This is a genomic window from Streptomyces sp. MMG1533 (assembly GCF_001279775.1).
GTDB lineage: Bacteria > Actinomycetota > Actinomycetes > Streptomycetales > Streptomycetaceae > Streptomyces.
This window is the reverse complement of the sequence record NZ_LGDG01000258.1, coordinates 11,832-33,585: the sequence shown is the minus strand read 5'-3', so window position 1 is coordinate 33,585 and position 21,754 is coordinate 11,832. Positions and strand designations below refer to the sequence as shown.

Genomic DNA, 21,754 nt, shown 5'->3' with positions numbered 1-21,754 from the left:
GGCGCTGCACGCGCGCGTGGCGGTGAATCCGGTACGGCCGTCCCCCACGCGCGCGTGGCCACGGATCCGGTACGGCCGCTCACTCCACCCGGTCGCGGGCGTGCAGCGCCGCCGAGACGACCGTGCGGGACTGGTGCTCGACCTGGTGTTCCACGGGCACCCAGCGGGCCCGGAAGCGTTCGGCGAAGGCGTGGCTCCAGGTCGCGACGAGCCGTTCGAGACGCGGTGCGGCACGGTCGTCGGTCTCCTGGAGGACCCGCAGCAGCATGGCCGCCGCCCGCAGCGGCACCCGGCGCCCGAAGGCGTCCACGCTGCCGACGTACGCCCTGGTGTTGTCGGCGGGCGGGGTGCGGACCCAGTCCGCTGCCAGCCCCGGCACCAGTTCGAGGCCCCACTTGGCGGCCCGCAACAGGGGCCCTTCGGTGCCCTGAAGACGCGGCAGCGCGTCGGTGAGCACCCGCTCCACCTCCAGCGAGTCCCGCAGCAGCCGGCCCGCCAGCTGCCGCATCGCCGCGGCCGGCGCCGGGTGCGGAGCCGGGTCGTCCACCAGGTCGCTCGCCCACATCGGCACCTCGACGACCGCGGTCAGACCGCCGTGCCGGTGGGCGTGGTACCAGGTGCTGTGCCGGGCGTCGTCCGGCATGCTCGGGTACGCCGCACCCGCGCCCGGCGACGGCATGACGTGCACGCCGGGCCCTGAGGCGGGCCAGCCCGCGGCGTCCGAGGCGCCCGTCTCCACCGGTATGTTCAGCTCCGCCGCGGACTTGGCGAACGGCTCGGCGAGGCCCGGGACGTCCTTCGTCAACTGCACCCAGCTGCCGCCCAGGTCGGTCCCGTGCAGGGTCACCTGGAGGTAGGGGCGCAGCTCGTCGATGACGCCCGTCAGGGCGCGCGTCTCCGGTGGCAGCCGGTCGGGCGGCAGTACGGAGGGCGACCACTCCGGCTGCTCCGGCCCGGCCGGCCGGAAGAACCCGAGGTGGTAGTCGAACAGGCTGCGCGGTGCCGGGGTGACATGGAGACTCGCACCGTCGGGATCGGCGCACAGCAGGAAGTGCCAGGACGTGTCGGCCCGCAACTGCCGCTCGTACAGGACTCGTTCGGCGACCGCCAGGAGCGTCGACCCGCCGGTCGGCTCGTTGGCGTGGGCGCCCGCGACCACCAGCACGGCACGCCGGGCATGGCCCACGGACAGCAGTTGCAGGGGTCTGCCCGCCCGGGAGACGCCCACCTGCCTCAGGGCACACACGTCCGGCCGGTGGGCGGCCAACGCCCGGGCGGACGCGACCAGTTCTGTCACCGTGGGATAGCGCAGCTCCGGCAGGAGACTCACCCCCGTCACATCCGCCCGGCTTCGCAATCCGCAGTACCCCACGCAACCGTTGCCATGTCAAGGACACCGCGGGGGAGGCTCCAGGGGGCGCCCGGTCGCATTTACCGGCAGCGGGTGGGCCCGTACGTGCCGACGGGGTTGCGGACGTCCGGCCCGCCGGGGAAGTACGCCCCGGCGGTCACCGCCGGTACCTCCCCCGCCGGGCACTCCTCACCGACCGTCGCCGGTCCACCCGCGTGTACGCCGTAGACGAGCCCTCGACGGTCCGCACCCCGGCATTCGCCACCACGCGCCGGCCCTCCTGCACGAGAGCTGGGAGCGGGACCGGGCGCACGCCGGTCGCGAGGACGGGGCCGCGGCGCGGAGGCTGCTGGTGCACGCCCTCCCGCCGGTCCCCTCCCGCCCGCCTCAGCCCACCCGCTCCAGCAACACCACCGGCAGCCCCTCGAAGAGCTCCTCCACGCGCGTGTGCCCCGTGAACTCACGCTCCGGAGCCAGGACGTCGGCCCACCGGCCGGGCGGCAGCGGCAGCAGTGTGTCCCGCCAGCCGCCCGCCTCCGCCAGCCGCAGGGACAGCCGGGTCACGGCCGTGAGGACCTCTCCCGAGCGTGTGAACGCCACGCAGTGGGCCGCCGCCGGGCCCTCTGCGGCCAGGGGCGCGTAGGTCGCCGAGTCGCCGAAGACGTCGGGGCGCCGGGCGCGCAGGCCCAGTGCCGCGCGCGTCAGCGCCTCCTTGGCCCCGGGGTTCTCCGGGGGGAACCGCACGGGCCGGCGGTTGTCCGGGTCCACCAGGGCGCGGTACTCGCTCTCCGTGCCCTGGTAGATGTCCGGCACGCCCGGCATCGTCAGGTGGACCAGGGCCGTGCCGAGCAGGTTGGCACGGATGTGGGGCTCCAGCCGGCTCCGGAGGCCGGTCACGTGCTCGCCCGCCGTCCCGCACGGCCCTGACGCGACGAACGCCGCCACCGCCTCCTCGTACGCGGGCTCCTGTTCCGTCCAGCTCGTGTACAGGCCGGCCTCGCGCACATGCTTCAGCAGGGCCCCCTGGATGCGCTCGGTGTCCGCCTGCCCCAGCCCGAACACCGTCTGCCAGGCCGCCCACGCCAGCTGCGCGTCCGGCACACCCTCGCCGGTGCGCGTGACCTCGGCCAGTACGTCGGCCCAGCGCTGCGGGCACTCGGTGAGCACCGCCAGCGCCGCCCGTACGTCGGCGCTGCGCTTCGTGTCGTGGGTCGACACGACCGTCCCGGACACCGGCCAGTCGCGCTGCACGCGCGCGCAGTAGGCGTGGAAGTCCTCCGGGGACACGGCCGGGCTCCCCGGGTTGCCACCCACCTCGGTCGCCGACAGGAGCGGCACATAGCGGTAGAACGCCGTGTCCTCCACGGACTTGGCGCGCAGGGCCGAGGAGGTCTGCGCGAAGCGGTTCCGGAACTCCACGTGCCCGGGCCCGTCGCCGTGTCGCCCGAGCACCAGGTCCCGCACGACATCGACCGCGCCGGCCTCCTCGGGGACGACGAAGGCGAGCCGGGCCTCGGCCGCGGCCTCCTCGGTGACGACACGGGCCGCGTCCCCGGACGCGTACGGCCGGTAGACCTCCAGACGGACGAGGAGCTCCTGGAGCGCGGTGCGCAGCGCCCAGGGTGCGCGGTCGCGCAGCGCGGGATCGGGTGACAGGTCGCACAGGCGGCTCGCCACCCGGGTCAGCCGGTCGGTCTCCGCCGCCAGCTCGTGCGTGAGCACCTTGTACGCAGCCCGCCGCACGGTCGCCTCCCAGTGCCCGCCCCGGTCCGTCTGCGGGGCCGCGAACCGCCGGTACTGGCCGAGGAGTTCCCCGGCTCCCGCCGGATCCGCGAAGAGGCCGTCGACCTGCCGCAGAGCGTCGTAGCCGGTGGTGCCGGCGACGGGCCAGGAGGCCGGCAGGGGCTCTCCGTCCGCCAGGATCTTCTCCACGACCGTCCAGCGGCCGCCGGTCGCCTCGTGCAGCCGCAGGAGGTAGGCGTCGGGGTCGGCGAGGCCGTCCGGGTGGTCGATGCGCAGGCCGTCGATCACGCCCTCGTGGAGCAGCCCGAGGATCTTGGCGTGGGTGGCCTCGAACACCTCCGGGTCCTCGACCCGCACCCCGATGAGCTCCGAAATACTGAAGAAACGCCGGTAGTTGAGCTCCGTACGGGCCAGCCGCCACCACACCGGCCGATACCACTGTGCGTCCAGCAGCTGCGGCAGCGGCAGCTCCTCGGTGCCCTCGCGCAGCGGGAACACGTGGTCGTAGTAGCGCAGCAGGTTCCCGTCGACCTCCAGGTGCTCGATCTCCGAGCCGAGCGGGTGCCCGAGCACCGGCAGCAGCACCTGGCCGCCCTGCGCCTCCCAGTCGATGTCGAACCAGCGCGCGCAGGGCGACTTGGGGCCCTCCCGAAGGACCTCCCACAGGGCGCGGTTGTGCCGCGGCGCCATGGCCATGTGGTTGGGCACGATGTCCACGACCAGGCCGAGCCCGTGCTCCCGCGCGGTGCGCGCCAGCGCCCGCAGGCCCTCCTCGCCGCCCAGTTCCTCACGCACGCGCGCGTGGTCCACGACGTCGTAGCCGTGCGCCGATCCCGGGACGGCCTCCAGGACGGGCGACAGGTGCAGGTGCGAGACGCCGAGCGAGGCCAGGTACGGCACGGCCGCCGCCGCGGCAGGGAACGGGAACTCGGGCTGCAGCTGCAGCCGGTAGGTGGCCGTCGGCACCGCCGGGTCAGATCGCTCAGGTGTCATGCAAACCTACGTACCCGCCCTGTCGCCTTTCGTGTCATCGACACCTCCATGTGCGTACGCACGCGTGGCCGGCTCTGCGCGCCGGCGACCAGGGGGAGAGGCGCGGCACGGGACACGTACCGCCAGGTGATCGGCCCGACCGGGCCGCCGCTGCCGGTCGTCCTCGCGTTCTCGCCCGTCAACGTCGTCGCGACCGGCACCCGAGGGACGGGGGGCAGAGGAGCACCTTGGACGAGGTCCTTTTCGTCCCGGCCCGGCCCTGATGGGTCTGGCGGCGGTCGTGGCCCGTCCCGTCCACGCGCTCGGCGGCTTCGCACGGCACCCGACCGACCGACCGACCGACCGGCCGGGCGACGCGAGCGGGACGGGACGGGACGGGACCGCCGTACGGCCGCACGCGCGCGTGAGCGCCTGTGCGATCGCGCCGACGGCGCGCCCGACGCCGTACGCCGGACGCGCCGAAAACATCCTCCACGCGCGCGTGCCCGACAACAGGCACGACAGACGCACGAACCGCTCCCCTAGACGGGCCGCTGCAACACGACCATGCTCCGGTCCACCAGCGTCAGCCGGTCCCCGGCCTGCACCTTCGCGACCGTGCCCGGCGGTACCCCGTCCGTGCGGGCGGTGTCGACCAGCACCTGCCACTGCCGGCCGTGGTTGACCGGTACCACGAACTCCAGGGTCTTCGGCGAGGCGTTGAACATCAGCAGGAACGAGTCGTCGCTGATCCGCTCCCCGCGTGCGCCCGGCTCGGAGATCGCGTTGCCGTTCAGGAACACCGCCAGCGCGGACGCCTGCGACCGGTCCCAGTCCCGCTGGGTCATCTCCTGGCCCTCGGGGGTGAACCAGGCGATGTCCGACAGCTCGTCGTGCGTGCCCTCCACGGGCCGCCCGTGGAAGAAGCGCCGCCGCCGGAAGACGGGATGCTCCTTGCGCAGCCGCACGATCGCGCGCGTGAAGTCCAGCAGCTCACGGCCGGGCCCCTCGGCGTCCGGCCACTGCACCCAGGCCAGCTCGCTGTCCTGGCAGTACGCGTTGTTGTTGCCGCGCTGGGTGCGCGCCACCTCGTCGCCGTGGCTGATCATCGGGACGCCCTGGGAGAGCATCAGCGTGGCGATGAAGTTCCGCATCTGCCTCGACCGCAGCTCCAGCACGGCCGGGTCGCCGGTCTCGCCCTCCGCCCCGCAGTTCCAGGACCGGTTGTGGCTCTCGCCGTCCCGGTTGTCCTCGCCGTTGGCGTCATTGCGCTTCTCGTTGTACGAGACCAGGTCGTGCAGGGTGAAACCGTCGTGACAGGTCACGAAGTTGATCGAGGCGAGCGGGCGCCGCCCGTCGTCCTGGTACAGGTCGGACGAGCCGGTCAGCCGGGACGCGAACTCCGCCAGCGTGCGCGGCTCGCCGCGCCACAGGTCCCGCACGGTGTCGCGGTACTTGCCGTTCCACTCGGTCCACAGCGGCGGGAAGTTGCCCACCTGATAACCGCCCTCGCCGACGTCCCAGGGCTCGGCGATCAGCTTCACCTGGGAGACCACCGGGTCCTGCTGCACCAGGTCGAAGAACGACGACAGCCGGTCCACCTCGTGGAACTGCCGCGCCAGGGTGGCCGCGAGGTCGAAGCGGAACCCGTCGACGTGCATCTCGGTCACCCAGTACCGCAGCGAGTCCATGATCAGCTGCAGGACGTGCGGGGACCGCATGAGGAGCGAGTTCCCGGTGCCGGTGGTGTCCATGTAGTAGCGGGGATCGTCCGTCAGCCGGTAGTACTGCGGGTTGTCGAGGCCCCGGAAGGACAGCGTCGGCCCCAGGTGGTTGCCCTCGGCGGTGTGGTTGTAGACCACGTCCAGGATGACCTCGATGCCGGCCTCGTGCAGCGCCCGCACCGCCGACTTGAACTCCAGGACCTGCTGGCCGCGGTCGCCCCAGGAGGCGTACGCGTTGTGCGGGGCGAAGAAGCCGATGGTGTTGTAGCCCCAGTAGTTGTTCAGGCCCATGTCGACCAGCCGGTGGTCGTTGACGAACTGGTGGACCGGCATCAGCTCCAGTGCCGTCACGCCCAGCTCGGTCAGGTGTTCGATGATCGCCGGGTGTGCGAGCGCGGCGTAGGTGCCGCGCAGCTCCTCCGGGAGTCCGGGGTGCCGCATCGTCAGGCCCTTGACGTGGGCCTCGTAGATCACCGTGTGGTGGTACTCGGTGCGCGGCCGCCGGTCGTCGCCCCAGTCGAAGTACGGGTTGACCACGACCGACGTCATCGTGTGGGGCGCCGAGTCCAGGTCGTTGCGCCTGTCGGGCGTGTCGAAGTGGTAGCCGTACACCTCCTCGCCCCAGTGGATCGAGCCGCTGATCGCGCGCGCGTACGGGTCGAGCAGCAGCTTCGCCGAGTTGCAGCGCAGCCCGTGTTCGGGGGCGTACGGCCCGTGCGCCCGGAAGCCGTAGCGCTGTCCCGGCATCACGCCGGGCAGGTACGCGTGCCGTACGAACGCGTCGCTCTCCCGCAGTTCCACCGCCGTCTCCGAGCCGTCGTCGTGCAGCAGACACAGCTCTACTCGGTCCGCGGCCTCCGTGAAGACCGCGAAGTTGGTGCCGGCGCCGTCGTACGTGGCACCGAGTGGATACGCCTGTCCAGGCCAGACCTGCATGCAAACGACTCTTTCAGGTGTCCCGCGCCGCTGGGGCTGCCTTGGCCCCGAGTGTCCACGAAAGTGATGGAACCACCTATGACTTACGCCCCTCTTACCGGGCGACCAGTGCATACCCCGCCTCGTGCGGCCGGTATGCCGAACCAGTGGGGCAAATTCGTACTCCCGGGATGTTGGGGGAGTAGGGGGAAGACGTGCGTGACACAGTGCGCCGCCATCTCGGCAAGGTGGTGGCCGGTACGGCCATCGCGGTGGCCTCGACCGCCGCGATGATAGCCATCACCCTGCCGGGGTCGGCGGGGGCCGACGAAACGGGCGGCGGGAACGCGGGCAGCCAGACCGGGCAGCAGGCAGGCCAGGGGCAGGGCCAGGACGGGGCGGCCGTCGCACCCGGGGTCGTCGAGCAGGCTCCGGCCGAGGGCGACAAGGGCACGGGCAGCGACCCGCTGACCGACGACGAGATCCAGCGGGTCGAACAGATCGCTGTCAACCAGCAGCTGTTCAACGCCAGCGAGGACGTGGAGGGCGAGCGCGGCCCGCAGCGCCTCAGCGTCGACCTGGCCGAGCCGGAGGCCGACCAGGCGGACGCCACGGACCCGCCCCGGCGCGCCGACGTGACGTTCTACGACTACCGGGACGACACCCTCGTCACCAAGACCGTCGACCTCGACACCGGCAAGGTCGTGCAGACCGGCGAGCAGCGGGGCGTCCAGCCGCCGCCGAGCCGGGCCGAGAACATCGAGGCGGCCGCGCTCCTGATCGCCGACCCGCTGGGCGCGGGCCTCAAGGCGGACTACAAGGACGCCATCGGCAAGGAGCTCACCTCGCCGGACCAGCTGTCGCTGAGCGGCGGCATCTACCGCGCCACCGAGGGCGCCCAGCCGGCCGCACTGGACAAGTGCGGCGAGCACCGCTGCGTGCGGCTGTTCACGAAGGTCAAGAACGGGTCGTGGATCGACACCAGGAACCTGGTGATCGACCTGAGCGCCCGCAAGGTCGCCGACCTCGGCCGCTGAGCCGGCCTTCGTCCACCCTTTCGAACCTGCACCTCCTGCGAGGGAGTCATTTCTTCATGCGCGTGAACAACCTGTCCAGCGGCCTCCGGCTGCGGGGAACCAGTCCTGCCCGCGGGCGGACCGCCGTCGGCCTCGCCGTGGCCGCGCTCGCCGCCGGTCTGACGACCGGCACGGGACCGGCCGCCGCCCAGCCGAGAACCGCCGCCGCGGCGGCCGCGCCCGACTGCAGCGCCGCCTACCGCATCGAGCAGAAGCTCTCCACCGGCACGACCTGGCGGATGTGCTGGCGCTACGACGGCAAGGCCGGCCTCGTCCTGGACGACGTCTCCTACCAGCCCAAGGGCGAGACCAAGCCGATCAAGGTCCTCAACAGCGCCCGGCTCGGCCAGATCCACGTCCCCTACGACGACGGAAAGTGGGAGTACGACGACCTGACGGGCTACAACTTCGCCCAGGGGCTGATGGACATGGCGCCCGGCGAGTGCCCCGGCGGCACCATCAAGACCGTCAAGGTCCCGGACGGCAACCCGGACGACCCGAACGTCAAGGGCCTGTGCACCACGACCCGTTCCCGTGGCCACGCCTACCGCATGCAGGACAACTTCACGAACAAGCTCTACCAGGCCCAGGGCAAGGACCTCCTCGTCTACACGGTCAACCAGGTCGGCTGGTACGAGTACATGACCGAGTGGCGCTTCCAGGACGACGGCACGATCACCATGAACGTCGGCGCCACCGGCAGCCTCTCCTACGACGACTACGACTCCGGCGACGGACGCGGCTGGCCGATCGGCAAGGGCGCCAAGGCCTCCGCCACCAGCCACAGCCACAACGTCTTCTGGCGCCTCGACTTCGCCCTCGACGGCTCCTCCAAGAACCGTGTCGAGCAGTACGACTCGGCCGTCACCACCCGCGGCCAGCGGACCCCGACCACCAAGACCACCCGCACCAAGGTGACCAAGGAGAGCACCGGCGACGCCAAGGCCTACCGCTGGTGGCGGATGGTCAGCGCGACCGGCAAGAACAAGGACGGGCACGCCAGGTCGTACGAGATCGTCCCCGGCACCACCACCAAGTACCCGGGCCGCAGTTTCACCAAGCACGACCTCTACTTCACCCAGTACAACAAGTGCCAGCTGTTCGCCAGTAACAACCCGGGCAGCTGCGCCGGCACCGGCAAGTCCGTCGACAAGTGGGTCAACGGCCAGACCCTCACCCACCCGATCGTCTGGATGAACGTCGGCTTCCACCACATAGCCCGGGACGAGGACCAGCAGCCCATGCCGGTCCACTGGCAGGGGTTCTCCATCGTCCCGAGGGACGTCACGGCTATGAATCCGCTCACTCCCGCCGATCTCGCCTGGCAGAACGGCCACTGGCAGCCTCGTAGTTGAGAAATGACCCTGTCCATCCGGCTGCACCGCCGACCGCTCGCGGAGTACCCTTCCTTGATCGTTGGGATGGGGAGTGCTCGGGGGAGCGGAAGGCGGTGCGCGGGTGGGCTCGGGAGGGCTGGAGCTGCCCCCTGGTGACGAGGGTCACGAGGGGCACTCCACAGACGCCCCGCCCGGCACGGTGTCCCTGGCCCGGCCGATGGATGCGGGTGCCATCGGGCCGGAGCTGGACTGGGACGCCGACGCCTGGCGCGAGGTGCGTACGCGCGCCCAGCGGGCCGGACGTGCCTACATCTGGCTGAACCTCGTCGAACAGCGGCTGCGCGCGGTCGTGGCCGCCGTACTGCGCCCCATCTACGAACCCGTCCACGGCGACGACTGGGTGGTGGCCGCCGCCGGCCCCGCCGGGCAGGAGTGGGTCCAGCGCGCGGTCGCCGTGCGCGAGGTCAGCCGCCGCAAGGGCTACTTGCTCGACCCGGCCGACGACAACGTCCTCAGCTTCCTCACCCTGCCCCAGCTGCGCGAGCTGATGGTGCAGCACTGGCCCTGCTTCGAGCCGTACTTCGACGAGCGCCGGGACGTCGAACTCGCCCTGGACGAGCTGGAGGTCACCCGTAACGTCGTCTCGCGCAACCGGGCCCTGTCCGAGGCGGTCCTCGGACAGGCCGAGCGGGCCTCGTCCCGGCTGCTGGAGATACTGGGCACGGCCGGCGACGTGCCCTCCGCGCGCCGACTGCGCGTGGACGCCGTCGAGGACCTCGTCGGCGACCGGTACGGGGACGTGGTCGCCGTGCACTCCGACCGGGTGCGGCTCATGCGCCAGTTCCCCGCCGAGGACATCTTCGGCGGCGCCCGTCGGCTCGACGCCGTCGGCATCGGCCTCAACCTGCTCGTGCAGAACTTCTCCGGCCGCCGCCTGGTGCGCCTCGCCGAGACCGGCTGCCGGGTACGGCTGCTGTTCCTCAACCCGGCCTCCAGCGCGGTCAAGCGACGAGAGCGTGAACTCGGCATCAAGCGGGGTGAACTGAGCCGCGCGGTCGAGATGAACATCCTGCACATGCGCCGGGTGCGCTCGAAGCTGCGCGATCCAGGTGCCTTCGAGATCCAGGTCTACGACGAGACACCCCGCTTCACGGCGTACCTCGTCGACGGCGACGGCTCGGACGGAGTCGCCGTGGTGCAGTCCTATCTGCGGCGCGCGCGGGGCATGGAGGCGCCGGTGCTGGTCCTGCGCGGCGGAAGCAAGCTGGTCAAGTCGGGCGAAGTCGACGAGGCCGGCCTCTTCCCGACCTATCGCGAGGAGTTCGAGGTGGCCTGGGCTGATTCGCGGCCGGTGTCCTGAACTGTCCCCTGCCGCAGGTCCGTAAGCGGAATGCGGTCCTCGGATTGTCAGTGGCGCATGGGATCGTGGAGACCACTGGGGGAAAGCACCACCAAGAAGGGGGACCACCCATGGGCTGGCACCGGGAGCTGCTGATCGGCTTCGACCTGGAGACGACCGGGACCGATCCGCTCGAGGCGCGCATCGTCACGGCGGCCGTGATCGAGGTCAGGGACGGACAGCCCGTCGGGCACCGGGAGTGGCTGGCGGATCCGGGCGTGGAGATTCCGGCGGACGCGGTGGCGGTGCACGGCATCAGCAATGAGCGCGCGGCCGCCGAGGGCCGGCCCGCCGACCAGGTGGCGGACGCGCTCGCCGACGTCCTCGTGACGTACTGGAAGACGGGTGTGCCGGTCGTCGCCTACAACGCGGCCTTCGACCTGACCCTGCTCTCCGCCGAACTGCGCAGGTACGGCCTGCCGTCCCTGCGCGACCGCCTCGGCGGCGTCGACCCGGCCCCGGTCGTCGATCCGTACACGATCGACCGCTGGGCCGACCGCTACCGCCGCGGCAAGCGCAACTTGGAAGCCGTCTGCACGGAGTACGGCGTCCCGCTCGACGCCGCCCACGACGCCTCGGCCGATGCTCTCGCCGCGGCCCGGCTGGCCTGCGCGATAGCCGACCGGCACACCAAGATCGCGGCCCTCGGCCCCGCGGAACTGCACCGCCGTCAGATCGAGTGGTACGCCGAGTGGGCGGCGGACTTCCAGAGCTTCCTGCGCCGCAAGGGCGAGTCGGACGCGGTGGTGGACGGCACATGGCCGCTGCGGGAGCCTGCGGACGAGCCGGTCTGACCCGGGCGTCACGCATCCACGGTGCTCGAAATGGGTTCCACCCGGGGTCGGGCGACCTGCTCGTAGTCGGAGCCCGAGAGGAGCAGTGAGCGGTCCAGCCGGGCCGCGTTGAAGTACAGCTTCGGCTGTGCCACCACGTCCGGGTCGGCGATGACTTCGAGGTCGGGATCGAAGCTGAAGGGGAGGACCGTGCCGGGTACCGCCCGAGCCAGCCGCTCGGCCGTCTCCGCGTCGCTGAAGCCGACGTAACGTGCGTCGAACAACACGCGGATGGCGCCCAGGTCGACCCGCCGATCCCCGGGAACCACCGCGAGGACGTGACGCGTGGTGCGTCGGTCGACCTTGACCCGCAGCACGATGCACTTCGCGGCTTCGGAGGCGGGGTGTCCGCGCAGCGCGCAGACCTTGTCGGTGGTGCCCTCGGGCGCGTGGTCGATGAGGCGGTAGTCGACGCGGGCGGCGTCGAGCAGGGAGATCAGGTGCTCGTAAGTGTCGTGGCCGGACATGCGGGTTCCTCTGCGGTCGGGGAGGGGTCCGAGGTTATGGAGGTCTTCTGTGCCGTCGCCGTCCGGTGGGCGCGTTCCACCGCCTGCCCCCAGTAGGTGCCGGCGACCATCAGGGCCGCGCCGAGGCCGGCGAGCGGCGTGAAGTGCTCGCCGCCGAGTGCGATGCCCACCGCCGCGGCCCAGATCGGCTCGGTGCCAAGGAGCAGGCTGGCCCGGCTGGCGGAGGTGCGCTGGACGGCCCAGGTCTGGGCGAGGAAGGCGAACACACTGCAGAACAGGGCGAGATAGACCAGCTGTGTCCAGGTCGCTGCGTCGGTGCGGGCCAGTGTCGGCAGCTCGCGTGCGGCCGGTGCCAGGAACAGGGCCGAACCGACGAGGGTCTGCACCGTGGTCAGGTGCAGGGGGCGTATCGCGCGGCCCGTGGTGAGCCGGCCGACGAGTGCCATGTGGGCCGCGCGGACGAACGCCGCGGCCAGCATCAGCAGGTCGCCGAGTCGAGGCGCGTGGAAGCCGTTGCCGGACATGAGGAGTCCGACGGCCAGGACGCACAGCCCGGCGGCGGCGTAGAAGGCGGGCGGCAGGCCGCCCCGGTGACCGGTGCGGTCGAGGAAGGGGGTGAGGACGATGGTCAGGCTGATGATCAGCCCTGCGTTGGCGGCGGTGGTGTGGGCGACACCGTACGTCTCCACGACCAGGACGGCGGCCTGTGTGAGCCCCAGGGGCACCCCGACGCGGAGCTCGTCGCGGGTCCAGCGGCGGGAGCCGTGCCGTGCCCCGGCGCGGGCGGCGACGAGCCCGAGACAGGCGAGTGCGGAGAGGGCGTACCGCACGAAGAGGACCACCAGGACGGGGAGGGCCGCGGTGGCGGTCTGGGCGGACAGATAGCTGGAACCCCAGACGAGCGCGACCAGGAGGAGTACCGCATCGGTACGGCGGGCGTCGGACATGCGCCTACGGTGCACCGGCGAGGCCACTGAAGCCCAGAACCACTTTCTAAAACGATCTTTTAGTAGTCCTACAGAGTTCTTCTATGCTGAGGGGGTGGACGAACGGCAGTTGCGGATCCTGCGGGAGCTGGGCGAACTGGGCAGCGTCACCGCGGTCGCCGAGGCGTTGCTGGTGACACCGTCGGCGATCTCGCAGCAGCTGCGGCTGCTGCAGCGCTCGATCCCCGTGCCGCTGACCGAGCGCGAGGGGCGGCGGCTGGTCCTCACGGACGCCGGTCAGGCGCTGGCCGGTGCGGCGATCGAGGTGGAGACGGCGCTCGCACGCGCCCGGCACACGGTCGAGGAGTTCGTGGGGCGGCCGGACGGCGAGGTGTCGGTGGCGGCGTTCCACAGCGCGGGCGCGGCGTTCTTCCCGCTGTTGCTGCGGGCGTTCGCCGGGCCCGGCCATCCGGTGCTCGCGCTCGCCGACGAGGACGTCGCGCAGGACGACTTCCCCCGGCTGACCCGGGTGTACGACGTGGTGCTGGCCCACCGCCTGGAGCACGCCCCGCCATGGCCGCGCGCGGTGACCGCGACGACGCTGCTGCGCGAGCCGCTGGACGTGGCCATGCCCGCGGACCATCCGCTCGCCGCCAAGCGACGGCTGACCCCGGCCGATGTGGCCGATGAGCCGTGGATCGCCGTACACGAGGGCTTTCCGGTCAGGGCGACCATCGAGGCCATCGCCGCGGCGGCGGGCCGAAGGCTCCGACTGGCCCACACCATCAACGAGTTCTCGGTGGCCGCGGAGGCGGTGGCCGCGGGTGGCGGGATCGCGCTGATGCCGCGCTGGACGACGCGACGGCATCCCACCCTGGTCCTCAGGCCTGTCGTAGGGGTGCAGGCCAGACGTCACATCGACGCCCTGCACCGCCCGGAACGTGCTGCGCGCAAAGCGGTCCGTACGGTCCTGACGGAGCTGCGGGAGGCAGCGCGAACCATCCAGGCCCGGGATGCGACGCCCTGAAGGGTCGCGGGGCCGTGACGAACTGCGACTCCGCCGCGTGGGCGCGGCCGGCCACGTACGACGCGCAGCCGCCCGACAAGAACAGGCCCCGGACTCCAGGCGTTCAGAACGGATACCACCGCACCCTTTCGTCCCCGTCCCGCAACGACGCCACCCGCCGCTCGAACTCCGCCCGCGCCTTCGGATTGCTCGGCGCGTGCTGAGCCACCCACGCACAGCTCGCCGTCTCCCGAGCACCCCGCAGCACCGAACAGCCCTCCCACTCCCGCACATCCCAGCCGTACGCCCCGGTGAACGAGTCGTACGCCCCGGCCGGCAGCCCGTAGCGGTCGTGGGAGAGGGCCATGACCACCAGGTCGTGCTCGCGCAGGTCGGCGGAGAAGGTCTCCAGGTCGACCAGGACCGGGCCGCCCGGGCCGATGTGGACATTGCGGGGGAGCGCGTCGCCGTGGATCGGGCCCGGCGGCAGGTGGGGGGTCAGCGCGGCCGCGGCCGTCGCGAAGCCGTCACGGCGCTCGCGCAGATAGGCCGCATCGGCCGGGTCGATCGCTTCGCCCGCGAGCCGCAGCCAGCGTTCCACGCCGCCCAGCAGTTCCCGGGGCGGCAGGGTGAAGGCGGGGGAGGGCAGAGCATGGACGGACCGGAGCAATTCGGCCAAATCCCGGGGTTCGGCGGGCCGTACGGGGTCGGGCAGCCGGTGCCACACGGTCACCGGGTGTCCCTCGACCAGCAGCGCCTCGGGCCCGGCGGCCCGTACCGCGGGCACGCCCGCCTCTTCGAGCCACGCGGCGATGTCCAGTTCGCGGCGCGCGCGGTCGAGGAGTTCGGCGTCGCGGCCCACCTTGACGGCCAGGTCACCGGCGGCGAACACCGCGTTCTCGCCCAGGGCGAGCAGTCGCGCGTCCCGCGCCGGGCCGGGCAGCACGCCCGCCGCGGCCAGTACCTCCCGCGCCCGTGCCTCGTCCATACGTCCGCCTCCGTGTCCGTCCTCGATGTCCGGGATCCGGCGTTTCACCCGGCGCATGCTCGCGCGCACGCCGTCGAGTTCCCGCCATCCGTCGGCCAGTCTCGCATTCGCACAGGTCGGACCATGTGCACGGTGCCTTGACGGCGTACTACGCCTTCACGACCATGACGGGGGCCCGCCGGGGGTCGATCGTCGTGAGCCGCGCGAAGGAGCCGATCACGTGACCTTGGTGACCGCGACGAAGCGGTCGGCGCAGGGCGCGCCCCGCGCCGAGGTGGGGCGGCGGCCGCCGGACCACGGGGCCTGGTTCCTGGTGCTGCCCGCGCTGATCCCGATCCTGGTACTGAGCGTCGGACCGCTGCTCTACGGGATCCTGCTGGCCTTCACCGACTCCCAGTCGGGGCGGACCGAGCCCACGGAGTGGATCGGCGGGCTCAACTTCCAGGACCTGCTGCACGACACGCTGTTCTGGGAGTCGTTCCGGATCGGCCTGGTGTGGGCGGTCGGGGTGACCGTCCCGCAGTTCCTGCTCGCGCTCGGCCTCGCGCTCCTCCTCAACCAGGAGCTGAAGCTGCGCTGGCTGGCCCGCGCCCTCGCGATCATCCCCTGGGCCATGCCCGAGGTGGTGGTCGGCGTGATGTGGCGGCTGGTCTACAACCCGGACGCGGGCGTCCTCAACGAGACCCTGCGCGACCTCGGCCTCGGCGACGGCCGCGACTGGCTCAGCGGCCTCGGCACCGCCCTGCCCGCGGTGGTCGTCGTCGGCGTCTGGGCCGGCATGCCGCAGACGACGGTCGCTCTGCTCGCCGGACTGCAGAACACCCCGCGCGAACTCCACGAGGCGGCCGCGATGGACGGCGCCGGCGCCTGGCGGCGCTTTTGGACGGTCACCTGGCCGGCACTGAGGCCGGTCGCCCTCTCGATCACGGCCCTCAACTTCATCTGGAACTTCAACTCGTTCGCCCTGGTGTACGTCCTGACCAGCGGCGGCCCCGGCGGCCGCACCCGCCTGCCCATGCTCTTCGCCTACGAAGAGGCCTTCCGCTACGGCCAGTTCGGCTACGCGGCGGCGATGGGCTGCGTGATGGTCGCCGTGATCTCGGTGCTCCTCGCCCTCTTCCTGGTGGGCCGGCTCAGGGGAGGCGACGACGCATGAGGACCAGTACAGGCGGCCGGGTCGGCCAGTACGCCGCCCTGCTCGCGTATCTCGTCTTCCTCGCCTTCCCCTTCCTCTGGCTCGTCTCCACGGCCTTCAAGTCGCCGCGTGAGCTGGGCAGTCTGCACCCCTCCTGGATCCCCGAGGACCCCACCCTCGACAACTTCCGGCAGGCCTTCGACGAGCAGCCGCTGCTGCGCGCCGCGGGCAACTCCCTGCTCGCCGCGCTCGGCGCCGCCCTGATCGCCGTACTGATCGCGACCCCGCTGGCGTACGTCATGGCCCGGCGGCGCACCCGGCTCGCGAAGGCCGCGACGGGGTGGGTGGTGGTCAGTCAGGCGTTCCCGCTGGTGCTGGTGATCATCCCGCTGTTCCTGGTGCTGAAGAACCTGCGGATGATCAACTCCCTGGTGGGGCTGGTCATGGTGTACGTCGTGTGGGCGCTGCCGTTCGCGCTGTGGATGCTCGTCGGATACGTCCGTGCCGTGCCCGCCGAGCTGGAGGAGGCGGCGGCGGTCGACGGGGCCGGGCGGGTGCGGACGCTGGTGTCGGTGACCGCGCCGCTGCTCGCGCCGGGGATCGTGGCGACGGGGCTGTTCGCGTTCATCACCGCGTGGAACGAGTTCTTCTTCGCGCTGGTGCTGCTGAAGACGCCCGAGAAGCAGACCCTGCCGGTCGTCCTCACCCACTTCATCGGCGCGGAGGGCGTCGCCGACCTCGGCCCGCTGGCCGCCGCGGCCTTCCTCGCCACCCTTCCCTCACTGGTCGTCTTCGCGATCATCCAACGGCGGATCACGGGCGGCATGCTCGCCGGGGCGGTGAAGAGCTGATGCGCGCACGATGGATCGTCGTCCTCATGCTGCTGCTGGCAGGCTGCACCGGCGGCGGCAGCACGTCGCAGGACGGCCGGATCACCCTCCGTTTCCAGTCCCTGGCCTGGCAGCAGGAGTCCGTGGAGGCCAACCAGGAGCTGGTGAAGGAGTGGAACGCGACCCACCCGGACGTCAAGGTCGAGTACGTTCAGGGCAGTTGGGACAGCGTCCACGACCAGCTCCTCACCTCCTTCGAGGGCGGCGAGGCCCCGGACATCATCCACGACGCCTCCGACGACCTCGCGGACTTCGCGTACGGCGGCTACCTCGCCGACCTGACCGAATTGCTGCCCCAGCGCCTCAAGTCCGACATTCCGCAGCGCAGTTGGGACACCGCGACCTTCGACGACGGCATCTACGGCGTGCCCTTCCTCCAGGAGCCGCGCGTCCTCATCGCCAACGCGAAGTGGCTGAAGGAGTCCGGCGCACGGATCCCGACCCCCGAACAGCCCTGGAGCTGGGCGGAGTTCCGGCAGATCACCGAACAGCTCAGCGGCGACGGAAAGTACGGCGTCGCCTGGCCGCTCAAGGAGCCCGTCTCCGCGACCCTCAACCTGTCGCTCTCGGCGGGCGGACAGCTCTTCCACCGGGGTCCGGACGGCAAGGTGGTGATCCGGTTCGAGGCGGCGGACCAGACCGTGCCGCGCACCGTCCACGACCAGGCGAACACCGACCGCAGTGCCTCGCCCACGACCCTGGGCAGCGGCGGCTCGGACACCCTGCCCGGCTTCTTCGGCGGCAAGTACGCGATGGTGCCGCTCGGCTTCTCCTACCGTCAGCAGATCGTCCAGCAGGCACCCAAGGGCTTCGAGTGGCAGGTGCTGCCCGCCCCGGCCGGTGCCGACGGGCTCACCCAGGGCGTCAGCCCGCAGACCCTGTCCGTCGCCGAGGACAGCGCGCACAAACAGGAGGCCGTCGAGTTCCTCGACTTCCTGCTCCGGCCCCAGAACATGGTCCGGCTCGCCCTCGGCGACTGGATGCTGCCCACCGGCACCCAGGCGCTGAAGGACCCCGCGCTGCACACCGCGAAGGACGGCTGGTCCACCGGCACCGCCCTCGCCGCGCACCTGCGCCCGGCGCCCGCGCAGTCCGTGCGCGGCTATCCGGAGTGGAAGGACAAGGTCGCCACGCCCGCGTTCCAGGAGTACTACAGCGGCGCGATCGGGCTGGGCGAGCTGCGCGAACGCCTTGAGGAGGACGGGAACCTGGTGCTGGCCCGCTATCAGCGCTGAGCCCTGCCTGCTCAGGGATCGGCGGGGCCGGTGACGTACTGCCCGTCGTCGTCGTACGGCCAGACGTTGGGCACGCAGCCGTGCATGCCCTTGATCTGCTGCATCATCGCGGGAGCCGGTCTGCCCGGGCCGGGACAGCCGACGTGGCCGTGTCCGAGGAAGTGGCCGACCTCGTGATTGATGATCAGCGCCCGATAGGACGTCACGTCCTTGGCGTACACGGGCGTCGCCAGCTCCCAGCGCTTGAGGTTGACCATGACGTTCTTGGCCACGTTGCAGTTGACCTCGCCGCCGGTGTCCAGCCCGTACTGCCCGCAGATCTTGTCCACGGTCCCGGGTGTCGCGACGCGTACGACGAAGTCGGTGGCGGTGCCCGAGACCCGCTGGAACGCCGAGTGGCCGTCCGCCGTCCAGCCGCGCCGGTCGGCGAGGATGCGCTCCACCTGCTCGGCGACCGCCGCGGCGGACAGCTTCAGGCCGTCCTCGACCTGGACCCGGTAGCGCAGGACCCTTCCCGTCCCCACCTTGGCGCTTGTGCCGGAGGCGGTCGTGAAGGTGCCCGGTCCCGTGGCCGGGATGACCGGCTCGGAGGGGTCGGCGGACGGACGGGACGGGCTGACGGTGGGGCTCGGCGGGCTCACGGACGGGCTGGGCGGGGCGGGGCCGGACGCCGCGCGCCCGGTGGGCTCGGGCCGCGCGGCGGAGTCGGGCCGGTCCGCGGACGTCCATCCCACGGCCGCGAATCCGGTGGCTCCGAGGAGGGCCAGCGCGGCCAGTCCTCCCCACAGCGGCCCCTTCCGCCCGCGCGTGGATGCGTGGGCGCTCCTACGGCGGCGGGTGCGGGACGGAGCTGCTCGGTGCGCGGTCATGGTCGTTCAGGCTGTGACCGCGATGTGATCGGATCTGGCCCGGATGACAACGAAACGGTAACGGCCCCTCGATGGGGCCTCATGTGATCATCCGGTAACAGAGCCCCGGACATGTGGAGGACGTGCGGATACTGAGCGCATGCCACGCGTTCTGCTGATCGAAGACGACCGTGCCGTGCGGGAGGGCGTCGGCCTCGCGCTGCGTCGCCAGAGCCACGACGTCGCCGCCGCCGAGACGGGCGAGGAGGGCTTGGAGCGGCTGCGGTCCTTCCGGCCGGACGTCGTGGTGCTGGATCTGATGCTGCCCGGCATGCCCGGCCTGGACGTGTGCCGTGGGATACGTGCCCTCGATCAGACGCTGCCGATCATCATGGCGACCGCGCGGGGCGACGACGAGGACATCGTCGTAGGACTGGAAGCCGGAGCCGACGACTACGTGGTCAAGCCCGTGCAGGCACGGGTACTGGCGGCGCGCATCCGTGCCGTCCTGCGCCGGGCGGCCGGGGCGCCCGCCGACGGCGGCATACCGAAGATCGACACGTATGGGGACCTCGCCGTCGACCGGGCCGGTCTCTCGGTCACCTTGCGGGGCGCGCCGGTCTCGCTCGCCCCGTCCGAACTGCGGTTGCTGCTCACCCTGTCCGCCTCGCCCGGTCAGGTGTTCAGCCGGCAGCAACTCCTGGAGGCGGTCTGGGAACACAGCTACCACGGCGACGCGCGCCTGGTGGACGCCTGCGTCAAACGGCTGCGCGCCAAGATGGGCGAACCTTCGCGCGAGCCCCGCTACATCCAGACCGTGCGCGGCTTCGGCTACCGCTTCGCCGCCCGGTGAGACGCGTGCTGAGAACCCACGTCAGAGTCCCTCAACTGCGCGGCCTGCGCATGCGGTTGGTGGTGGCGTTCGCGCTGGTCGCCGCGCTCACCGCCGCGACCACCGGTGCGCTGACCTTCCGGGAGGCGCGCACGGGAGTGCTCCAGCAGAGCCAGGACACCGTGATCAAGCTGCTGCGGACCCAGGTGGACCGGCTCGCCCCCGAACTCGACGTTCCCCCGGGCGAGTTCGCGCTGCAGCGGTTCGCGATCGAGGTGGCCGGCGCCGAACCCGCCAGGACCTGGCGGGTGCTGGTCGCCTACGGTGGACTGAGCGTCACCTCCGCCCCGGACGATCCGTTCGAGGAACTGACGCCGGCCCTGCGCGCGGCCGTGGACCGAAGCACGGCCACCGTCTTCCAGCGGGTGGACAGCGGCGACCACACCTCCCTCGTCGTCGGCATGTCGGTCACCTTCACCGCCGGCACCGCCGCGAGTGGCCCCGCCTCCGGCATCCAGGTGTTTCTCACCGTGCCGCAGACCACGGAACAGGCCTACGTCGACGCCCTGGTCACCGCCGTCGAACGGGCCACCGTGCCCGCCCTCGGTCTCGCCGTGCTGCTCGCGCTGCTCGCCGCCCGCGGGGTGCTGCGGCCGGTGCGAGCGCTGCGGCACGCCACGCGCAGCATCGCCGAGGGGCGGCTGGACACCCGGCTCGCCGTCGACGGCTCCGACGAACTCGCCGATCTGTCGCACACGTTCAACGAGACGGCCGCCGCCCTGGAGGAGTCGGTGGCCGAACTGCGCGGCATGGAGGCGCGGGCCCGCCGGTTCGCCGCGGACGTCTCGCACGAACTGCGCACCCCGCTGGCCGCCATGTCGGCGGTCACCGACGTCCTCGACGAGGACGCCGCCCACCTCGACCCCGACACCGCCACCGCGGTCCGGCTGATCAGCGAGGAGACCGTGAAACTGGCCCGTCTGGTGGACGACCTGATGGAGATCTCCCGCTTCGACGCGGGCGCGGTGGTGCTGCACCTGGACGAGATCGACCTCGCCGAGTCGCTGCGGCGCACGCTCGCCGCCCGCGCCTGGACGGACCTGGTGGACGTCCACCTGCCGCCGCCCGATGTGCTGCGCGGACGGGTCGACCCGCGCCGCCTCGACGTCGTCGTCGCGAACCTCGTCGGCAACGCGCTGCGGCACGGTGCCCGACCCGTCCGACTGCGTCTGCACGAAGGCGGGGAAGGGCTGGCGATCATCGAGGTGCTGGACAGCGGACCCGGCATCCCCGACAGCGTGCTGCCCCACGTCTTCGAGCGCTTCTACAAGTCGGACGCCGCCCGCACCCGGACCGAGGGCAGCGGCCTGGGCCTCGCCATCACGGCGGAGAACGTCCGGATGCACGGCGGTACCGTCCGGGCGGCGAACCGTCCGGAGGGCGGCGCGGTCTTCACCGTGGAATTCCCGCTGCGGCGGGACGGGTCGACCACGCAGAGGAGCGGACGGTGAGGGCCGTGCGCCGAGCCGTGCTGCTGGCGGTGCCCGCCCTGTGCACGCTCGTCTCCTGTGGCATCCCCGCCACCGGCGTGGTGGAGGCGGGTGGGCCCGCCAGTGGGGCGGTGCCGACGGTGCGGGTCTACCTCGTGGCGGACGGCGCCCTGGTCGCGGTCCCCCGCAGGACCGTCGCGCCGGTCGAGGTCGAGTCGGCGGTGGAGGTACTGCTCGAGGGCCCGACCGAGGCGGAACGCGTCAAGCGCCTGACCACCCTCCTGCCGGTGGCGGGTCACTTCCAGGCAGCCGCACCGGCGGCCCCGGCCACCGACGGCCCGACCGAGGTGCCGCGGGAGGTAGCTGCGGCGGACCTCGTGAAGGTGGTGGCAGAGGATGACCGGGTGTCGATCGAACTCTCCCCAGGCCTGGAGGAGTTGACCCGCCTCGCGGTGGACCAGCTGGTCTGCACGGCCCTCTGGGCGCAGCGCGTCGCCGACCCCGGGGGCGAACCGTTGCCGGTGACCGTCACGGGCGCGGGCGGCCGACCCGTCAAGGGGGCCGGTGCGAGCTGTTCCGACGGCTGA

18 protein-coding genes are annotated in these 21,754 nt (G+C 71.9%); 11 read left to right on the top strand and 7 right to left on the bottom strand.

Annotation, left to right across the window (positions count from 1 at the left end; translation table 11 throughout):
- Positions 1 to 79: 79 nt before the first annotated feature.
- The 3 genes from ADK57_RS37970 to glgX form a co-directional block, all read right to left on the bottom strand.
- Positions 80 to 1,330, bottom strand: coding sequence for a M14 family zinc carboxypeptidase (locus ADK57_RS37970; RefSeq protein ID WP_053754247.1), 1,251 nt, complete (start codon positions 1,328 to 1,330; stop codon positions 80 to 82).
- A gap of 408 nt (positions 1,331 to 1,738) precedes the next feature.
- Positions 1,739 to 4,087, bottom strand: coding sequence for a malto-oligosyltrehalose synthase (gene treY / locus ADK57_RS37965; RefSeq protein ID WP_053754246.1), 2,349 nt, complete (start codon positions 4,085 to 4,087; stop codon positions 1,739 to 1,741).
- 521 nt (positions 4,088 to 4,608) lie between these two features.
- Entirely contained in the window at positions 4,609 to 6,726 is a 2,118-nt protein-coding gene (glgX, locus tag ADK57_RS37960) for a glycogen debranching protein GlgX (protein WP_053754245.1), read from the bottom strand.
- Positions 6,727 to 6,920: 194 nt separating this feature from the next.
- Here glgX and ADK57_RS37955 point away from each other — a divergent pair, with 194 nt between their 5' ends.
- The 4 genes from ADK57_RS37955 to ADK57_RS37940 all read left to right on the top strand — a co-directional run bounded on the left by ADK57_RS37955 (position 6,921) and on the right by ADK57_RS37940 (position 11,311).
- Positions 6,921 to 7,742, top strand: a complete 822-nt coding sequence (locus tag ADK57_RS37955) for a Tat pathway signal sequence domain protein (RefSeq protein ID WP_053754244.1) — start codon at positions 6,921 to 6,923, stop codon at positions 7,740 to 7,742.
- Positions 7,743 to 7,798: 56 nt separating this feature from the next.
- Positions 7,799 to 9,136, top strand: a complete 1,338-nt coding sequence (locus tag ADK57_RS37950; RefSeq protein ID WP_053754243.1) for a copper amine oxidase — start codon at positions 7,799 to 7,801, stop codon at positions 9,134 to 9,136.
- Positions 9,137 to 9,239: 103 nt separating this feature from the next.
- Positions 9,240 to 10,478, top strand: a complete 1,239-nt coding sequence (locus ADK57_RS37945) for an SAV2148 family HEPN domain-containing protein (protein ID WP_053754242.1) — start codon at positions 9,240 to 9,242, stop codon at positions 10,476 to 10,478.
- Between the two features lie 110 nt (positions 10,479 to 10,588).
- Positions 10,589 to 11,311, top strand: coding sequence for a 3'-5' exonuclease (locus tag ADK57_RS37940; RefSeq protein ID WP_053754241.1), 723 nt, complete (start codon positions 10,589 to 10,591; stop codon positions 11,309 to 11,311).
- 8 nt (positions 11,312 to 11,319) lie between these two features.
- Here the strand turns inward: ADK57_RS37940 and ADK57_RS37935 are convergent, their stop codons facing one another.
- Positions 11,320 to 11,817 carry a YbaK/EbsC family protein gene (locus tag ADK57_RS37935; protein ID WP_053754240.1) on the bottom strand — a complete coding sequence of 166 codons (498 nt, stop codon included), beginning with the start codon at positions 11,815 to 11,817 and terminating at the stop codon, positions 11,320 to 11,322.
- Positions 11,787 to 12,764 (bottom strand): DMT family transporter, encoded by a 978-nt coding sequence (locus ADK57_RS37930; RefSeq protein WP_053754239.1) that lies wholly within the window; start codon positions 12,762 to 12,764, stop codon positions 11,787 to 11,789. Before ADK57_RS37930 ends, ADK57_RS37935 begins: the two co-directional genes overlap by 31 nt.
- A gap of 94 nt (positions 12,765 to 12,858) precedes the next feature.
- On the opposite strand from ADK57_RS37930, the gene ADK57_RS37925 reads away from it, so the two are divergent.
- Entirely contained in the window at positions 12,859 to 13,770 is a 912-nt protein-coding gene (locus ADK57_RS37925) for a LysR family transcriptional regulator (RefSeq protein WP_053754238.1), read from the top strand.
- 103 nt (positions 13,771 to 13,873) lie between these two features.
- Here ADK57_RS37925 and ADK57_RS37920 read toward each other — a convergent pair whose 3' ends face one another.
- Positions 13,874 to 14,737, bottom strand: coding sequence for a phosphotransferase enzyme family protein (locus ADK57_RS37920; RefSeq protein WP_053754237.1), 864 nt, complete (start codon positions 14,735 to 14,737; stop codon positions 13,874 to 13,876).
- Between the two features lie 220 nt (positions 14,738 to 14,957).
- Here ADK57_RS37920 and ADK57_RS37915 point away from each other — a divergent pair, with 220 nt between their 5' ends.
- Genes ADK57_RS37915 through ADK57_RS37905 form a run of 3 tightly spaced genes read left to right on the top strand, consistent with a single transcriptional unit; the run spans position 14,958 to position 17,997 of the window.
- Entirely contained in the window at positions 14,958 to 15,893 is a 936-nt protein-coding gene (locus tag ADK57_RS37915; protein ID WP_053754236.1) for a carbohydrate ABC transporter permease, read from the top strand.
- Positions 15,890 to 16,723: a carbohydrate ABC transporter permease gene (locus tag ADK57_RS37910; RefSeq protein ID WP_053754235.1), complete on the top strand. Its 834-nt coding sequence runs from the start codon at positions 15,890 to 15,892 to the stop codon at positions 16,721 to 16,723. Before ADK57_RS37915 ends, ADK57_RS37910 begins: the two co-directional genes overlap by 4 nt.
- The gene (locus tag ADK57_RS37905) at positions 16,723 to 17,997 is read left to right on the top strand and encodes an ABC transporter substrate-binding protein (RefSeq protein WP_053754234.1); all 1,275 of its coding nucleotides are present in this window, start codon (positions 16,723 to 16,725) and stop codon (positions 17,995 to 17,997) included. Before ADK57_RS37910 ends, ADK57_RS37905 begins: the two co-directional genes overlap by 1 nt.
- A gap of 11 nt (positions 17,998 to 18,008) precedes the next feature.
- Here the strand turns inward: ADK57_RS37905 and ADK57_RS37900 are convergent, their stop codons facing one another.
- On the bottom strand, positions 18,009 to 18,866 hold the full coding sequence (locus ADK57_RS37900) for a DUF3152 domain-containing protein (protein ID WP_107091746.1): 858 nt from the start codon (positions 18,864 to 18,866) through the stop codon (positions 18,009 to 18,011).
- Between the two features lie 139 nt (positions 18,867 to 19,005).
- Between ADK57_RS37900 and ADK57_RS37895 the strand changes: the two genes are divergently transcribed.
- The 3 genes from ADK57_RS37895 to ADK57_RS37885 are packed head-to-tail and all read left to right on the top strand — an operon-like array spanning position 19,006 to position 21,754.
- Positions 19,006 to 19,698 carry a response regulator transcription factor gene (locus ADK57_RS37895; RefSeq protein WP_053754233.1) on the top strand — a complete coding sequence of 231 codons (693 nt, stop codon included), beginning with the start codon at positions 19,006 to 19,008 and terminating at the stop codon, positions 19,696 to 19,698.
- Between the two features lie 50 nt (positions 19,699 to 19,748).
- Positions 19,749 to 21,188, top strand: coding sequence for a sensor histidine kinase (locus ADK57_RS37890; protein ID WP_053754232.1), 1,440 nt, complete (start codon positions 19,749 to 19,751; stop codon positions 21,186 to 21,188).
- A complete protein-coding gene (locus ADK57_RS37885; protein ID WP_053754231.1) occupies positions 21,185 to 21,754 on the top strand; it encodes a hypothetical protein in 570 nt (189 codons plus the stop codon). The genes ADK57_RS37890 and ADK57_RS37885 overlap by 4 nt, the downstream gene beginning before the upstream one ends.

Excerpts from the sequence above, each read along its gene's own strand:
- treY (WP_053754246.1), bottom strand. The coding sequence starts at position 4,087 with ATGACACCTGAGCGATCTGACCCGGCGGTGCCGACGGCCACCTACCGG.
- glgX (WP_053754245.1), bottom strand. The coding sequence starts at position 6,726 with ATGCAGGTCTGGCCTGGACAGGCGTATCCACTCGGTGCCACGTACGAC.
- ADK57_RS37950 (WP_053754243.1), top strand. The coding sequence starts at position 7,799 with ATGCGCGTGAACAACCTGTCCAGCGGCCTCCGGCTGCGGGGAACCAGT.
- ADK57_RS37940 (WP_053754241.1), top strand. The coding sequence starts at position 10,589 with ATGGGCTGGCACCGGGAGCTGCTGATCGGCTTCGACCTGGAGACGACC.
- ADK57_RS37935 (WP_053754240.1), bottom strand. The coding sequence starts at position 11,817 with ATGTCCGGCCACGACACTTACGAGCACCTGATCTCCCTGCTCGACGCC.
- ADK57_RS37930 (WP_053754239.1), bottom strand. The coding sequence starts at position 12,764 with ATGTCCGACGCCCGCCGTACCGATGCGGTACTCCTCCTGGTCGCGCTC.
- ADK57_RS37920 (WP_053754237.1), bottom strand. The coding sequence starts at position 14,737 with ATGGACGAGGCACGGGCGCGGGAGGTACTGGCCGCGGCGGGCGTGCTG.
- ADK57_RS37910 (WP_053754235.1), top strand. The coding sequence starts at position 15,890 with ATGAGGACCAGTACAGGCGGCCGGGTCGGCCAGTACGCCGCCCTGCTC.
- ADK57_RS37905 (WP_053754234.1), top strand. The coding sequence starts at position 16,723 with ATGCGCGCACGATGGATCGTCGTCCTCATGCTGCTGCTGGCAGGCTGC.
- ADK57_RS37900 (WP_107091746.1), bottom strand. The coding sequence starts at position 18,866 with ATGACCGCGCACCGAGCAGCTCCGTCCCGCACCCGCCGCCGTAGGAGC.
- ADK57_RS37895 (WP_053754233.1), top strand. The coding sequence starts at position 19,006 with ATGCCACGCGTTCTGCTGATCGAAGACGACCGTGCCGTGCGGGAGGGC.
- ADK57_RS37890 (WP_053754232.1), top strand. The coding sequence starts at position 19,749 with ATGCGGTTGGTGGTGGCGTTCGCGCTGGTCGCCGCGCTCACCGCCGCG.